This is a genomic window from Mesorhizobium sp. M1322, from assembly GCF_040318085.1.
In the GTDB taxonomy this organism is placed as follows: domain Bacteria; phylum Pseudomonadota; class Alphaproteobacteria; order Rhizobiales; family Rhizobiaceae; genus Mesorhizobium.
This window is the reverse complement of the sequence record NZ_JAMYLP010000076.1, coordinates 13,638-28,401: the sequence shown is the minus strand read 5'-3', so window position 1 is coordinate 28,401 and position 14,764 is coordinate 13,638. Positions and strand designations below refer to the sequence as shown.

The following is a 14,764-nucleotide window of genomic DNA, read 5'->3' as shown; positions in this document are numbered from 1 at the left end:
ACTGGGGAATACGCTCGTGAAGCCAGTCCGACCCCTCGCATTCTCTGAGAGGCTGCTCCCGCGCCTGCGCCACCACGGAAAGGTGCCCGCCATCATGACCTCGCCACCCCTCATAAAAGTCGTCTCCAGGCCACCCTCCGAGGTGGCGCTCGCACCAATGCCGCGTGCGCCAATGGCGAAGGAATGGCGCGATGAGCGGGCGCGAACAACTTGACGGCGATCGGACGATCGGTCCGCACGATGCAGCCGACGCCGATGTGTGCGTGGACAAAACGGCTGGCGCCGCCCCCGACACCGCCGCCGGCCCGCGCATCCAAGCCGAGGCGTCCCCGTTGGTCGCCGCTCTGGCTGAACGGAGGGGCCCCTCCGTTGTGATGCCATCTCCAGGCGAAATCGTAGGGAGGAAGCCGGTGCTCGACGCTGCTGTCGGTCGGCGACGCAGGGATTACGTGTTCGCGTCCTCCGCCAGGCGGGCCCAGCAGGCGCAGGCTGTCCTTAGCCTTGAATGGCCGCATGCCGACCCCTTCGAGCGCCTCTGCAACTCCGGGGTCCGCTCGAATCAGCTTCGCAAGGCGCGCCGTGATCGCGTCATGCAGCTTGTCCTTCTCGGCCGCTCGCTGGCGCGCGGCGTCGGCCTCCGCACGCGTGCGCTCCGCCGCCGACGCGATCGACTGCTCGACTATTTCGCGCTGACCCGGCGCCAGGCTCGCACTGAAGTAGATTTCGATGCCGTCAGGCATGACGAATCCCCCGTTCGAACACTTGAGCTTAAGGACCACGATTTTGGTGCCGGCGAAGCGATCGATCAAGCAGAAAATTAGCGCTCTCTAATGATTGTCTAAGGGGCGCCAGCTTGCACAGAGCGCATTATTTGATGAGAGCGACAGAGGGTGAGGACACTACGTAAACGGAACCGAGCCCGGGTTGGGACCCAAGCTCACGGTCGGGATAGTCGCCCTGTCGTCTTGGCTCCCTATCTTACCCCGCGACAGGCTGAGTATTGAGCCGATTTTCGTCTCGCTGGAAGGTCTAAGGCGACTACGTCATGATCTCCCGGCTTTGTCATGCGATGCTGCCGAAGCCGATGACGCTTCACTTCGGTTTCGATGTTGACCGGAGGGCGAACCAGCGGATAACCATGACACCTCCTACTCAGGCGAGAGATATACGTTCGCCTCCTTGGCCGCCGCCTCGAAGGCTTCACGTACCCACTTGGGGGACACTCTGCCCTCGAACGCGTCAACGCATGATTGGACCGCTTTCGTCCACTTCGGCCCCTTTCTGTCCCACGCCATGAGTTCCTCGGCGGCTCCCCAGATTGTCGGAGTGATGGTTTTATCCACGAGCGCCCGCCTGAAGCGCGTGCAGTGAACGCATATGGCAGGGCCAGGGCTTCACTTTTGTCTCGTCGAATTTCTCCAGGCGGGAGCAGGGGCCTGCTGCTTCGATCGGGACGTGCTGGTCAGCAAATTTCCGCAAATTCCCGCCTATAAAAGCAAGTTCGCAGAAGCTTGCCGCCCCAAAATGTTGCGCACGTTAGAGACCTGCCATTGGCCGTTGCGCGCTGTTCGAACGCCACGGTTGTTCAGGGCGATGGCTAGACCACGCAGGCTGGTGATGCCGGACTGTTGGATGGAGAACCCGGCGCGCGGCTCTACCGAGACAGCCTAGTGTGAGATTCAAGTGAGCGGACCTTCAGCTCGGCGCAGGCTTTGTCCTGATCTGGCCCGATGCGGACCTCACACAAACAGGATGCAACGGTCTCCGTAGGTAAACAAAGGAGAAGAGCAAAGTGCTGCGATATCGTTTTTCGCTTTCATTGACGTCAGCGCAATGCTTTGCACTTTCCTTGCCAAAATCACGGATAAGGGAAGTGCATTTGAGGCCATGCTGGGACGTGGTGTTGGCCGTGGATCAGCCGGTGGCCTGCCGACGGATTTCTCGCGCTTCGAGAACTGCTACCTTCAGCCCCGAATCCTGCAAAAGACAGGCTGCGTGCAGTTCTACGATCCCCGCGCCGACAATCGTGACGTCGACCTGGGATTGGTCCGCAAGGAACGAGACCTCCTGCTCGCGGTCAAGCCATAAGGGATCGGCATTGGAGCTGTCAGCCCGGCTCATGAATTTCCGATATCGCCGCCTTTGGGCCGGTGGGCCGACCAAACACTTCGGTCCTTGCTGCTTCCAGCTCGCTCAGAGATCTTGAGAGGGTCGCGCCCCAGACGATATGGACAGCCAGCATTAGAAGATTTCGGTGGGCGGGATGCTGCCAGGCGGGAGCAAGGATATGAGCGGCGGGAATCCATCCCAGATAGCTTAGCGCCCAGACTCCGAGGCCGTAAAGGATGCCGCTGCCACGGCGCATAGGCAAAAACGCAAAAATCGAGCCGGTCAGGGCTCCAAAGCCGAAATGGGCGAGCAGCGTGCTCGTTCTTGCGTCCTGTTCGTCACCGGCGATTGCGACGCGCTCGACGATCTCGCGGGGTGGCAAAGGATAACGCTCTCGGTTCTCCAGCAACGAATGAAGGCGCCTCATGGCGATGGTCATCGCTAAAGTGGCGGCAAGTCCTGCCAGAGCTCCTGATACGATCCGCTGCAACACCTTATCCCGCAATTGATGTTGCCAAACGGGAGTCTGGCGCGATTGTTCCCGAGTACCTGCGGCGTCTTCGCCAGGCTATCATGGCCGATGGCGCAACATATCCCGCGCCGACGTGCTGCTTGAAATGGCCTGCGAATGTGCCCAAGCTCCCAGGAGCATTGGATGCGGAGCGCCTGCGGGACGTTCTTGACGGGGCTGCCGCGCGCAAGGCGTGCTGGCAGGAAGTCCAGGAGGTCAATTAGGGGCTGGCGGCTTATGTGAAAATTTCGACTGATCCGGCCACAAATGCACAAATGATTGCGTCTGATCGCGTCGAGTACTTCGTCTATTTAGACAGCGACGGCACATACATCGTCGAAAACGGCGCCTAAGCCGCGCACCACGCCTTCCAAGCAACCGCGGTTCCGGCGGCCGGGATAGGCGCCAGATTCGTGATCGCCCGCTCGATGGCTTTGGAACGGTCATCAACGATCGCTATGGGATATGCTGGTCAGCAAATTTCCGCCTATAAAAGCAGGTTCGCAGAAGCTTGCCGCACCAAAATGTTGCGCACATTCGACACCTGCCATTGTCCATTGCGCGCTGTGCGAACGCCGCGGTTGTTCAAGGCGATGGCCAGGCCACGCAGGCTGGTGATGCCGGAGCGCTGAATGGAGGTGATGATCGGCAGCACGGTCTGGGCAAATCTGTCAGCTTCCCGGATCGAGATTTTACGGCCTCTGGCTGCAGCTTCTGCGGTGTTGGTCGGATTACCGAGTTTTAGCCAGTGGTCTTGCGTGAGGCGAGGGCGGCTTTGGTCCGCTCAGAGATCAATCGACGCTCCTTCTCGGCCAGCGCCGGATACAGGTGAAGCATGAATGGATCGGCGTCGGCGCCGAGTTCGGCAACGATGAACGGCACCCGTTGCACCATCAGTCCGGCGATTATACGAATCTTCCGGTCACTGGCGAGATAGCATGGCGCACCAGCCGGTTTCCTCCATCAGACGCACTCCCGACTAGGCGACCGGGATGAGGAGCAAATCACAAGCGTTCTACGACGTAAATTGACCCGAAGGCGACATTTGTCTGGATCATCGGCGGGTCTCGCCAGGGTGGAAACCGGAAGTCGACGCGCCGGCTGTTCACAGCTGCTCTACGCGCTCAGTCCTCGGACAAGCCGGCCAGAGAACTACCCTTCCAGAAGCGGCGGGATCAAGGGGCGTCGCCTGGCCGGACGTGACGCGCAGGAGAGGGCATCTTTGCAAACGCGACGATCACTCCGGCACGCCGGCAATACCCAGCGCCTCGACGTAGCGCTCGGCGAACACCTTGTCCCGCCACGGGTTGATCTGCCTCTGCAGGCCGAGCGTGTAGGTCGGGAACGCCTCCATCAGCCGCCGCGCCGCCGCCTGCGCTTCGTCCAGCCGATTGAGTTTGACCAGCGCCATGATCACCACCCGGTGCGACGAGCCGTAATTCGGCATCTCGCGCAGCGCTCGTTCTCCCCAAGCCAGCGCTTCCTCGTAGCGTTCGAGCATCAGGTAGCTCATCCCGATGCCGGAGAGCGCGATGCCCTTCTCGGGGTCGACCGGGCTCAGCCGCATTGCCCTGTGGAAGTGCTCGATCGCGACGAGCGGGCGGCTGGAATGTGCGTTCACCCAGCCGCTGCCCGTATGGCCCTGCGCCGAATTGGGGTTGAGCAGCAGGGACCGTTCGATCGTGTCCAGCGCCGTCTCGTAATCCTTGGCGCTGTAGGCGATCACCTGCGCGGCGAAGCGTAGGCTCGTGGGGTCGTCTCGCGCGTCCGCCAGCACCTCGCGGGCCATGCGCACGGCGACGCGGATATCGTCGGGCTCGTGCCAGCACTGACTCACTGACAGGCTGCGGATATAGGCACCAAGTGCCTTCGCCAGGGTGAAGCCTGGGTCGATGCTGAGCGCCTCGTTGGTGAGCCGGCGCACGTCGGCGAAGCCGTCGCGCGTCATGCTGTAGACGCGCGGCAGCGCACGAAGGTAGAGGTCGTAGGCACCGATGTAGTCGGTCGGCTTCATGCGCGCTTGCTTGATCTCCTCCAGCCGGATGCTCGGCTCGACCGCAGCGACGACGCTCTCGGTCACCTTGTCCTGCAGGTCGAAGATGTCGCTCACGTCGCCTTCGAAGCGATCGGTCCAGACATGGTGCCCACTGATCGCGTCCACCAGCTGCCCGCTGATACGCACCCGCGATCCTGCTCTGCGGATGCTGCCTTCGAGCACGTAGCGGACGCCCAGCTCACGCCCGACCTGGCGCAGGTCCACCGGTCGGCCCTTGTAGGTGAAGGACGAGTTGCGGGCGATCACGAAGAAGGAGTTCACCCGGCTCAATCCCGTGATGATGTCCTCCACCAGCCCGTCGGCGAAGTATTCCTGGTCGGGGTCGCCGCTCATGTTGGTGAAAGGCAGAACCGCGATCGAGGGTTTCGCGGGCAGGGAAGGCGGTGCAGCCACCGAGGCGCTGGCGTCGGTCTCGACGCGGTAGGCGCGCACAGGCCGCTCGATGTTCTTGAGGCGCAGGTCGCCGAGCAGCGTGAAGCCGCCGTCGAGCTTGCCTTGAAGGTGGTCGTAGGCGGTGCCCGAGACGACCACGGCGCCGGGATCGGCGATGCTTTCGAGGCGGGCGGCGATGTTGACACCGTCGCCGTAGAGGTCGCCGTCCTCCTCGCAGATCACGTCGCCGAGGTTGACGCCGATGCGGAAGCGAATCCGCTCTTCCTCGGGCGCCTCCGCCTCGTGTTCTGCCAAAGCCTGCTGGATCGCCATCGCCGAGGCTCCCAGCCGCCGCCCGTCGCCAATTCAGAACGGAGAACGCAGCTTGACCTTGCCTTCACGAGATTTCGCTATCCCGCTTGCGAGGCGTGGAGCGATCCAGTCGCCGCGCTAACAGCCAACCGGCGACACGCCCACGCAGCCTCTGGGGACGCTGGCACGCCACTCCCAGAAGGCCGGAGATATTTGCTGCCCTTGGTAACCGGTTGACGCCACCGTGGCGGTGCTTTTGTCACCGCGATGTAACAGCGGGATGCCCTACGAACGCGCGCATCGGGCATCACACCAGACGTTCGCGCTTAGAGGTGCTGAGGTCGGACAGTGGCGCGATCCCGACCTCCCGCTCGCTCAAGTAAAGAACTCGTCCTCGTCCTCGCCGGTGAACTCCCATGGCTTGGGTCCGATATGATGCGTCGTCGCCACCCGGCTGCGTGACACCGGGGAGAGGCCAAGCTCGCTCATGAACTTGTGCATATGCTCGACGCTCTTGTTTGAGATCGCCAGCCAGGGCGAGGGCTGCACGTAGCCGGCCGGCGTCCGCAGCAGGGGAGGGGTTTCCTTGAGCTTCTTCTCGGCCTCCACCCAGCGGCCATAGGCTTGACAGTAGGCAGCGAGTGCCGCCCGATCCAGTTCGCTGATGATGCCGAGCTCGTGGAGGTAATGGGCAAGCCGCTTCCACTCGGCCTTGGCCGTTGGCATCAGATGAGCTGGGCAGGTCGGGATCGCCGTCACCGGCTTTGGCTCACGCTTGTTGAGTGGCCGCTTGCCTGGATTGCCGAGCGCAATTTTCAGTGCCGTCGGCGTTGGCTTGCGTCCTCGCATCATGCTTCCTTTCAGTCCGTCGCACCGCCGCTATGGGCTCCGGAGTTTGTCGACCATTTCGCGGCTGCAATCATGCTGCCGGAAGACCGAAAGGCCCGGTATTTGGCCATTCCCAATCCAGCCGTTACGCCGCTACCCCCCTGCCAATTTCGCGGTTCTTCGAAGAAAGGGGAGGCACCGGTCGCAGGGTGAAAAGCTGTAGAGATATGACCCGCCCCCCGGCGAGGCACTACAGGAGCTTCATATCTTCATAGGTGGTCACGAAGGTCACTGATGTGTCCCGTTTTCCTTCTAGCTCATGGATGGAGGTCTCCTTCCAGCGCGCCCTGGTCTTCAGCCAGAAAATTGCTGCGGTGACGGCCTCCCGACCTTCACCGGTCGCCTTGCGGTAGAGGCTTTCGGCGACCCGTGCGTTGGCCTTGATGGCGCCGCTCTCGAGCTCATGGGCGTAGGTCGCCTTGAGGTCCTGCTCGTCTGTGGCGAGCACACAGGCGATGTCGGCCGTGCTAAGCCCGAAGCCGGCCAGTGCCTCCACCCTGGAGCTCAGTGGCCGGTTTTCCAGAGGAGCGTCGTTATCGGGGTTCATTCGGCCCGGTCCGCGTCCCAGAGAATGACGGAATTGTTGGCTGGAGGCGTGCCGGCAGGAGTCTTACCCAAACTTGCAGGATCCGGGGCGCGAAGGATGATGCGGCGGATCTCCTGCACCTGTTCGATCGGCTTGCCGTCCAGGCCTGAGTGCTCGTTGACCGAGGTCTCCTTCCAGCGTCCGCGTGCCTTGAGCCAGAAGATCGCCGCGATGACCGCTTCACGACCTTCGCCCGTTGCCTTGCGGAAAAGGTTCTCCGCCACCTTTGCATTGGCCTTGGTGTGGCCAAAGGCCAGTTCGTGTTTGTAGTGTTTGCGCAGCGTCTTCGCATCGATACCGAGCATCCCGGCAATGTCCGCCTCCGGAACACCATAGCCTGCCAGCGCCTCTACCTGACGGCGATGAAAATCATCGGGCTGGTGGCTGGGGCGGGCCATCTCAGCTCTCTCCGTTTCCGATGTGCTGCCTCGCCTTCGAGTTAGGCATGTCTTGCCCCGAAGGGTCCGTGTACACGGGGGATTTGGCGAAGCCGCGGGTCCGGCTGGGGTCGGGGTTCATCCCGAACCTGAACAGCCACAAACCGCACGTGCTGACGGGACACTCCCGAACCTCGGCGGGTTGATAGACGCAGCAGTCCAGACATTTGTGGCGTATCGCCTGCAGGATGGCTGTCTTGGTGGTCATGGCCTGGTCCCGATCCGCTCAAGCTTTACCTCGGCAAAGCTCTGGCCATCGCCCTCCAGGGTCGCCATGCTGCCTGTAAACGCCTGCCAGCGCAGCACCGCGACGTCGACATAGGCTGCGTTCAGTTCGATCGCGTGACAGCAGCGGCCGGTCATCTCGGCAGCGATGATGGTTGTTCCAGAGCCGCAGAACGGCTCATAGACTGCCTGTCCGGGTGAGGAGTTGTTCTCGATAGGACGCCGCATGCATTCGACGGGCTTTTGCGTGCCGTGGCCCGTGTCGGACTTTCGATGAGGAATGGCCCAGACGGTGGTTTGCTTGCGATCTCCCGCCCAGTGGCCTTTCCTGCCCTTCCTGACGGCATACCAGGCCGGCTCGTGCTGCCAGTGGTAATCGCCGCGGCCGATGACCAGCCGCGTCTTGTCCCAGATGATCTGGGCGCGCACGGCAAAGCCGCTGGCTTCCAGGCTAGTCACCACCGAAGCCGAGTGAAGGGCCGCGTGCCAGACGTACATCACGTCTCCGGGGAACAGCGCCCATGCCTCGCGCCAATCAGACCGGTCGTCATTCAGGACTGTCCCTTTCGCCAGGCCCTCCGAAGGAATGCCAAGCCGCATGCGCCATGCAGGATCGTAGTTGACCCCGAATGGTGGATCCGACACCAACAGGTGTGGTTTGATGCCGGCGAGCACCTTCTCAACGTCTGCCGCATTAGTGCTGTCGCCGCAGATCAGCCGATGCTTGCCGAGCGTCCAGACATCGCCGGCAATGCTCACCGGCTGCTCCGGGACGTCGGGGATGTCATCGGGATCGGTCAGGCCAGAAGTGCCCAGGCTGATAAGGGAGGCGATCTCCCGTCCGTCGAAGCCGGTCAGCGACAGGTCGAAGCCAAGCGCGGCAAGATCGCCGAGTTCGAGGCCGAGCAGTTCATTGTCCCAGCCGGCGTTCAACGCCAGCTTGTTGTCGGCGATGATGTAAGCCCGCTTCTGCGCGTCACTCAGCCCGGCGAGCTCGATCACCGGCACGGTGCTCATACCGAGCTTGCGCGCCGCCAGCAGCCGGCCGTGGCCAGCGATGATGCCGTTCTTGCCATCCACCATGACTGGATTCGTCCAGCCGAATTCCCGGATCGAGGAGGCGATCTGCGCCACCTGGGCATCCGAGTGCGTCCTGGCATTCTTCGCGTATGGGATCAGAGCCGCGGCAGGACGGTACTCAACTGCGAGGCGAGGAGCATCCACCGCCACGCTCTTTGCCGTCCTGGAAGGCAGCGGGTCATGATCAGAGTCCAGCCGTTGACTGGGATGCGTGCCATTGGTCATCTTGTCCCTGCACGAGCTAGGCTGAGGAGCCGGATACGCGAGAAGTATATCACGTCGCCTATGTCTATGAAATGTCGACATTTTCCGCCGTTTGTACGAAGCTGTTCGAACTAGCCGACAAGCTGGGAATGGGATCGGGAGTGAGATGACCGCCCAGTGACGGAAGTGACGGTTGTGCCGCTTCTTCCCAACAATGGCCTACGCAACTTCATCTCATCTCTGGGTGTATAGTCAGAAGCAAGCGTCATAAGCGTCACGTGCGTCATCTCCGGGTGCGCCGGCGCAGCTCGCCTCCCTTGACGGGGCTCGCCGGCTAGACGGCGTTCCGCCTCGCAGCCTGGTCCGCCTCATCTCGAAGCCCTTCGGCCCTTTCGCTTCCAGCTTTCGGGAGCCAGTTCCCGTCGAAGTTCCTCGACCGCTCTCTTGGGTATCGTGCCTCGGAAGTGGGCATTGGCATCCTTGTAGTCGTCCTCCCGAGACGGGAGCCTGCCTGCTCGAGCGCAGAGTTCCAATCGCTCGACATACCACTTGCGAAGGGCTGACGGTGAATGGCTCTTGCGTGCTGGATCTGGCCTTCTCCTCCCAGCTGAACCAGGCAAATAGATGCGGAGCTGCGTCACCTCGATGCCTGGACCTGAGGCGGTCGATGACTTTGCGTCGAGTTCGAGATCCTGCCAGCGCTCGGCCGCAATGAGACGCCGCGGGGCGTCCAGGGGAGCCTGGTTGCTGTAGCCGTAGGCCACGAGTTCACCCCTCCGCAGCTTTCCCAAAAGCTCAGCGTTGAGGCTCATGAGTCGATGCCGGTGACGAAAATTCTGTTCATCGAATTCGCGACGCTCGTCCGGCCACCACAGCGGGTCGACGTTGGACAGATCTCTGTAGCCACAGAGGTCGAGCTCAAAAAGCTCGGCCGCCCGATCGCGATCTACGAAGTGAAACAGAGCCTCCCAGGCAGGCAGCCCGTCCGCCGGATCGAGTTTTTCCCACAGAGGTCTCGAATCATCTCCGAAGTCGGCCTCGCGGGAATCCTCGTCGCCGGGGTAAAACAGCCATGGCGGTTTCGCTGGTGCCATCCACGCAAGATATATCCGGACGCGCGGGTCGTGGCCGGAAGCATTCAATGATCCCCAAAAATCAAAAGGTTAGGGTAAACTGACGGTAAAGAAGCTGGCCGCTGTTGGCCGGTTTTTGTATCGGCGTCGTCTGAGGGCAGGATCTGCGCAGCGAAGGCAACAGAAGGCGGCGCAGGGCATGCATTCCCATCTCGATGAAAGCTCACTCGCGGTACGGTGGGGCATCAGCAGACGGACACTTCAACGATGGCGGCAGAAGGGTGCCGGACCAGCCTATCTGCGGCTGGGGGGCCGAATAACTTACGCGGCCCAGGACATAGTCGAATACGAACTGGCCTCCCGGGTCTCTCCGTCCGAACCGGAGCCGCATGAAGAGCGTGACGCGTGATGGCGGGGCGGCCAAAAACCGTGTCGCTCTCGGGGGGGGCCCCTTCGACGAGCGACGACGCCCTGGCTCTTGAGTTTGCGGAAGCCAATGAGAGCTATGTGCGCCTGTCCCTTGCTACAGGTCACTGGATGATCTGGGACGGAAGCAGGTGGCGCTCGGATCGCTGTACGGTCCGGGAGTCCATTCGTCGAATTTGCCGGAACGCAGCAGCTGCAGCTAGCGACAGCGCCGGGGCCGTTCGGATTGCGTCCGCGGCCAAGGTGATGGCCGTGGAGGCGCTGGCTCGCTCGGACGCCCGGCTGATGGTCGATGATGAAAGGTGGGATGCCAACCCATGGCTCCTGAACACACTGAGCGGAGCGGTCGATCTCGTCACCGGCGAAATCCACACCCACGATCCTGACCTTCTGATGACCAGGATGGCGGCGGCTTCTGCCGAGGGGCTTGCCCCGCGGTGGCGGGACTTCCTGGACAGCATCACGGACCGAGACGCTGACCTGCAGGGCTACCTGCAGCGCGTTGCCGGTTATTGCCTGACCGGGTCGACACGCGAGCACGCCATGTTCTTTCTCCTCGGCTCCGGCAGCAACGGCAAGTCGGTGTTCACGAACGCGTTGCGGACGATCCTCGGCGATTACGCCGTCGCGTCGGGTTCGGACCTCCTCACTGCGACGAACATGACCCGCCATCCGACCGAGCTGGCTGCGCTCAGATATGTCCGGCTGGTGCTCGTACCCGAAGTCGAAAGGCGATCCCGGTTTGCCGAGAGCCGCATGAAATCGCTGACTGGCGGTGACCAGATCGCGGCCCGCCTCATGCGGCAGGATTTCTCGACCTTCACACCGCAGTTCAAGCTGATCATCACCGGAAACCAGATGCCGGTGCTGGACGGAGTCGACGAGGCTGTCAGGCGGCGCCTGCACATTATTCCTTTTCGCCGGAAGATTTCCGCGGCCGAGCGCGATGTGCATCTCACAGAAAAACTGCTGGCCGAAAGGGACGGAATTCTCGCGTGGGCGGTCCAGGGCTGCCTCGCCTGGCAAGAGACCGGGCTGTGCCCGCCGGCATCCGTAAGGGAGCTGTCTGAGCTCTACTTTGAGAACCAGGACGCGGTAGGACGCTTCATTGTCAGCTGCTGCGAAATCGATGTCGGATATTCCATCGGCAGCACAGAGCTTTACCGGTTTTGGTCAAGCTGGGCGCGCGAACAGTCAGAACAGGAAGGATCCCAGCGCGCTTTCGTTCAGGAGTTGCAAGCCCGTGGATACCTGGCGCTGCGAACGGCACAGAGGCGGGCAATCAGAGGGCTGCGGCTGAAGGCCCGCGCTTCGAGCGAAGTCCCATGAATGCCCTGTCTCCCGATCGGATGAGCTCCGCCGAGCGCCTCGCGGAAATCGCCAGCATTCTGGCCGCCGGCGTCATGCGTCTTCGGGCGCGACAGTCAAGCAGAGTATCTGGCGAGCGGGAGAATAGTTTCGTGGACTTCACCGCCAACCAGAGCGGTCATGCAATCGAACTCGAACCAGTGGAGAGCGGGGCATGACAGAGCAAGTGACAGGCAGGTTGGCAGCGATTAGAACAATGGACATTGTTGCGCTCAAAGGAATGTGGCGCGATCTCTTCGCCGCCGAACCGCCGCCCTACAATCGCAAGTTTCTGGAGAGCAGGCTGGCCTACCGGGTACAGGAACTCGCTTGTGGTGGGCTGAAGCCGGAAACGCTGAAGCGGCTGGCTGCATTGGCCGAAGATCTAGAGCCCCGCTCGCGCGGTAGCTCTGATAACCGACCCATCGCCGGCACCAGGCTGATGCGCGAATGGCAGGGGGTGGAGCATTGCGCGACGGTCCTGGCCGACAGCTACGAATATGATGGCAGGCCCTACAAATCGCTCTCGGCAATCGCTCGCGCGATCACCGGCACACGCTGGAACGGCCTGGTCTTTTTCGGCCTGAAGAGCCAGAGGGGGAGGGCGCAATGAACGTGCACTCACTCGACAAAAAGCAGGTGGTGCGAAAGCTCCGCTGCGCCGTCTACACCCGCAAATCGTCGGAGGAGGGGCTCGACATGGAGTTCAACTCCCTCGACGCCCAGCGAGAGGCCTGTGAGGCTTACGTCGCCAGCCAGCGGGCTGAGGGATGGGTTCTGGTGCCTGATCGATATGACGATGGCGGCATCTCCGGCGCCACGCTGGAACGGCCCGGCCTGAAGCGGCTGCTCCGCGATGTCGATGCCGGCCTGGTCGACGTGGTGGTGGTGTACAAGATCGATCGGCTCTCGCGGGCGCTCACCGACTTTTCCCGGCTGGTCGAGTTGTTCGAGGCGACCAACGTCACCTTCGTATCGATCACCCAGAGCTTCAACACCACGACCTCCATGGGCCGGCTGACGCTGAACATCCTGCTTTCCTTCGCCCAGTTCGAGCGCGAGGTCATCGGCGAGCGCATCAGGGACAAGTTCGCTGCATCCAGGCGAAAGGGCATGTGGATGGGTGGCAACGTTCCATTTGGCTACCGGGTCGAGAACCGCAAGCTTCTGATCCAAGAGGATGAGGCAGCCATTGTGCGCTCGATCTTCGAGCGATTCCTGCTGATCGGTTCGGCGACCATTCTGGCGCGAACCCTGAATGCGGAGGGCCTTAGACGCAAGAACGGTAAGGCCTTCGACAAGGGCCTATTGTACAAGCTCCTCAGCAATCGGGTGTACATCGGCGAGGCCGTCCACAAGGGCACGAGCTATCCCGGTGAACACCAGCCAATCATCTCACCAGATCTCTGGGACAAGGTTCGCTCGATTGTTGCCGAAAGCCCAAGCAAGCGGGCCGGGCAGAGCCGCAGGCAGACGCCAGCACTCCTCAAGGGGCTGCTCTTTGCTCCGAGCGGCTACGCCATGACACCTGTCCATACCCGCAAGAAGGGGAAGCTCTACCGCTACTACGTCACCACGAGCGTGCAGAAGCTCGGACCGGAGACATGCCCGGTCCGCCGTGTGCCGGCAGGCGAGATCGAGGCTGCGGTCATCGACCAGCTTCGGGCGCTGGTTCGAACGCCCGAGATGATCGTAAAGACCTGGATGGCCACGCGAAAGGACAATTCCAGCATCACTGAAACCGAGGTTCGTGAAGCCCTCGTCCAGTTGGATCCACTCTGGGATGAGCTCTTCCCGGCCGAGCAGGCCCGCATCGTCCAGCTTCTGGTCGAGCGGGTGGATGTCGCCGTCCAGGGCATTTCCATCCGGCTTCGCACGGAAGGCATGGCCAGCCTCGCGACGGAGCTGCGACAGCAGCCGGAGCACAGGAGGACCGCATGATGCCATCAGAGGCCAAATATGCCGAACTCAGCCCTGACGGCAAATCGCTCACAGTCCATCTGCCGCTGACCCTGCGCAAGCGTGGTGGCCGCAAGATCATTATCTCGCCCGCCGGCGCACAGCAATGGACCCCAGCACGGCCACGCATAGACAACACTTTGATCCGGGCGCTGGCGCGGGCGTTCCGGTGGAAACACATGCTGGAAACAGGCGAGTTCGCCACAGTGATCGAACTTGCCGCGGCCGAAAGGCTTGACCGCTCCTTCGTATCCCACGTGCTCCAGTTGACGCTGCTCGCGCCCGATCTGGTCGAAGCCATACTCGACGGACGGCAGTCCATCGGGGTTCAGCTCCAGGCGCTCGTCAGGGGTTTGCCCGTCGAATGGGGACGGCAACGGGAGTTGATGGCTACTTCCTGCTGACAATCTTCTCTGCGCCGCCCTCAGAGAAGCCAGGCCAGCGACTGGCGAAGTAATGTCGTCCCATCCTCGTGGAACCACCGGCCATGGCTGAAGATCACGCGCTTTGGCTGGAAAGCCACGAGGCGCTCCGCGGCCGCCTTCGCCTGCTCATGCTTCCGGTTGATGATTATCCGCAGGTAAATGGGGGCCTTCCCCACAGGTGCCGTGACGCCTAAGAGGCGCGCCGCCGGCCTGATGATGAAAGGCAGCTTTTCCGGCTCGAGATTCAGAACTAGATCCGTAAGCACCATAGTTCGGCTGTTATTGTGATAGAACGCGACTTCGGTGAACCCACCGGCTCCTGGAACGAGAACCTGATCGAGATCTTTCGACCAGGCTTCCGGCGCCGCCGCGGCCAGATCGTGATCGATCCTGACGCCAGCCCGGCGGACCTGTGCCCGATGGCGCAAGCCCGGAGCGGCCCAAGTCGATGCTCCCTGCACATGGTTCTGCCACTCCTTGAGGAAGGTCCAGTGTGCATTGTTTGGCGCGACCAGATGCATTATCGGACCAATCTGCTCGAGCTGCTTTCTCAGCTCAAAAGCGAATCGTGTTGGTGAGTGCAGCAGGAGACCGCCATTCCCGAGCTGGATAACCGTCATGCGCACCGGGACTGGAATGCCCATCACGCTCAGCGGTCCGCTGTCGACGATCCAGATCCCAGGGGCGACAGGCTTGGCGACATCAAGAGGAGGGTAGGTGGCGTCTTCGGGCTTCATGGTTGTGCTCCAATTCA

General features: G+C 62.0%; 19 protein-coding genes. 6 read left to right on the top strand and 13 right to left on the bottom strand.

What is annotated here, in order from left to right; translation table 11 throughout:
- Positions 1 to 110 precede the first annotated feature (110 nt).
- The 12 genes from NKH12_RS23175 to NKH12_RS23120 form a co-directional block, all read right to left on the bottom strand.
- Entirely contained in the window at positions 111 to 740 is a 630-nt protein-coding gene (locus tag NKH12_RS23175; RefSeq protein ID WP_352955272.1) for a hypothetical protein, read from the bottom strand.
- 408 nt (positions 741 to 1,148) lie between these two features.
- Complete coding sequence (locus tag NKH12_RS23170) at positions 1,149 to 1,343, bottom strand: DUF982 domain-containing protein (RefSeq protein ID WP_352955271.1); 195 nt, start codon at positions 1,341 to 1,343, stop codon at positions 1,149 to 1,151.
- Between the two features lie 144 nt (positions 1,344 to 1,487).
- Entirely contained in the window at positions 1,488 to 1,610 is a 123-nt protein-coding gene (locus NKH12_RS23165) for a recombinase family protein (RefSeq protein WP_352955274.1), read from the bottom strand.
- A 304-nt stretch (positions 1,611 to 1,914) separates the two neighbouring features.
- Positions 1,915 to 2,121 carry a hypothetical protein gene (locus NKH12_RS23160; protein ID WP_352955269.1) on the bottom strand — a complete coding sequence of 69 codons (207 nt, stop codon included), beginning with the start codon at positions 2,119 to 2,121 and terminating at the stop codon, positions 1,915 to 1,917.
- Positions 2,108 to 2,599: a DUF6789 family protein gene (locus NKH12_RS23155; protein WP_352955268.1), complete on the bottom strand. Its 492-nt coding sequence runs from the start codon at positions 2,597 to 2,599 to the stop codon at positions 2,108 to 2,110. Before NKH12_RS23155 ends, NKH12_RS23160 begins: the two co-directional genes overlap by 14 nt.
- A gap of 508 nt (positions 2,600 to 3,107) precedes the next feature.
- The gene (locus NKH12_RS23150; RefSeq protein WP_352955267.1) at positions 3,108 to 3,275 is read right to left on the bottom strand and encodes a recombinase family protein; all 168 of its coding nucleotides are present in this window, start codon (positions 3,273 to 3,275) and stop codon (positions 3,108 to 3,110) included.
- 86 nt (positions 3,276 to 3,361) lie between these two features.
- Positions 3,362 to 3,514 carry a recombinase family protein gene (locus NKH12_RS23145; RefSeq protein WP_352955266.1) on the bottom strand — a complete coding sequence of 51 codons (153 nt, stop codon included), beginning with the start codon at positions 3,512 to 3,514 and terminating at the stop codon, positions 3,362 to 3,364.
- Between the two features lie 343 nt (positions 3,515 to 3,857).
- The gene (locus NKH12_RS23140) at positions 3,858 to 5,381 is read right to left on the bottom strand and encodes an adenylate/guanylate cyclase domain-containing protein (protein WP_352955265.1); all 1,524 of its coding nucleotides are present in this window, start codon (positions 5,379 to 5,381) and stop codon (positions 3,858 to 3,860) included.
- Positions 5,382 to 5,735: 354 nt separating this feature from the next.
- Complete coding sequence (locus NKH12_RS23135; protein WP_352955264.1) at positions 5,736 to 6,212, bottom strand: phage terminase small subunit P27 family; 477 nt, start codon at positions 6,210 to 6,212, stop codon at positions 5,736 to 5,738.
- Between the two features lie 226 nt (positions 6,213 to 6,438).
- Positions 6,439 to 6,795, bottom strand: coding sequence for a hypothetical protein (locus NKH12_RS23130; RefSeq protein ID WP_352955262.1), 357 nt, complete (start codon positions 6,793 to 6,795; stop codon positions 6,439 to 6,441).
- Entirely contained in the window at positions 6,792 to 7,232 is a 441-nt protein-coding gene (locus tag NKH12_RS23125; protein WP_352955261.1) for a hypothetical protein, read from the bottom strand. Before NKH12_RS23125 ends, NKH12_RS23130 begins: the two co-directional genes overlap by 4 nt.
- A gap of 243 nt (positions 7,233 to 7,475) precedes the next feature.
- The gene (locus NKH12_RS23120) at positions 7,476 to 8,801 is read right to left on the bottom strand and encodes a site-specific DNA-methyltransferase (protein WP_502910834.1); all 1,326 of its coding nucleotides are present in this window, start codon (positions 8,799 to 8,801) and stop codon (positions 7,476 to 7,478) included.
- A 797-nt stretch (positions 8,802 to 9,598) separates the two neighbouring features.
- Between NKH12_RS23120 and NKH12_RS23115 the strand changes: the two genes are divergently transcribed.
- The 6 genes from NKH12_RS23115 to NKH12_RS23090 all read left to right on the top strand — a co-directional run bounded on the left by NKH12_RS23115 (position 9,599) and on the right by NKH12_RS23090 (position 13,989).
- Complete coding sequence (locus tag NKH12_RS23115; protein WP_352955259.1) at positions 9,599 to 9,925, top strand: hypothetical protein; 327 nt, start codon at positions 9,599 to 9,601, stop codon at positions 9,923 to 9,925.
- Between the two features lie 127 nt (positions 9,926 to 10,052).
- Entirely contained in the window at positions 10,053 to 10,262 is a 210-nt protein-coding gene (locus NKH12_RS23110; protein WP_352955258.1) for a helix-turn-helix transcriptional regulator, read from the top strand.
- Positions 10,262 to 11,608, top strand: a complete 1,347-nt coding sequence (locus NKH12_RS23105; protein ID WP_352955257.1) for a phage/plasmid primase, P4 family — start codon at positions 10,262 to 10,264, stop codon at positions 11,606 to 11,608. The genes NKH12_RS23110 and NKH12_RS23105 overlap by 1 nt, the downstream gene beginning before the upstream one ends.
- Positions 11,609 to 11,801: 193 nt before the next feature.
- A complete protein-coding gene (locus NKH12_RS23100; RefSeq protein ID WP_352955256.1) occupies positions 11,802 to 12,239 on the top strand; it encodes a DUF2924 domain-containing protein in 438 nt (145 codons plus the stop codon).
- Positions 12,236 to 13,567 (top strand): recombinase family protein, encoded by a 1,332-nt coding sequence (locus tag NKH12_RS23095; protein ID WP_352955255.1) that lies wholly within the window; start codon positions 12,236 to 12,238, stop codon positions 13,565 to 13,567. The genes NKH12_RS23100 and NKH12_RS23095 overlap by 4 nt, the downstream gene beginning before the upstream one ends.
- Positions 13,564 to 13,989 (top strand): hypothetical protein, encoded by a 426-nt coding sequence (locus tag NKH12_RS23090; RefSeq protein ID WP_352955254.1) that lies wholly within the window; start codon positions 13,564 to 13,566, stop codon positions 13,987 to 13,989. Before NKH12_RS23095 ends, NKH12_RS23090 begins: the two co-directional genes overlap by 4 nt.
- Positions 13,990 to 14,009: 20 nt before the next feature.
- Here the strand turns inward: NKH12_RS23090 and NKH12_RS23085 are convergent, their stop codons facing one another.
- Positions 14,010 to 14,747, bottom strand: coding sequence for a DUF4336 domain-containing protein (locus NKH12_RS23085; RefSeq protein WP_352955253.1), 738 nt, complete (start codon positions 14,745 to 14,747; stop codon positions 14,010 to 14,012).
- Positions 14,748 to 14,764: the final 17 nt, after the last annotated feature.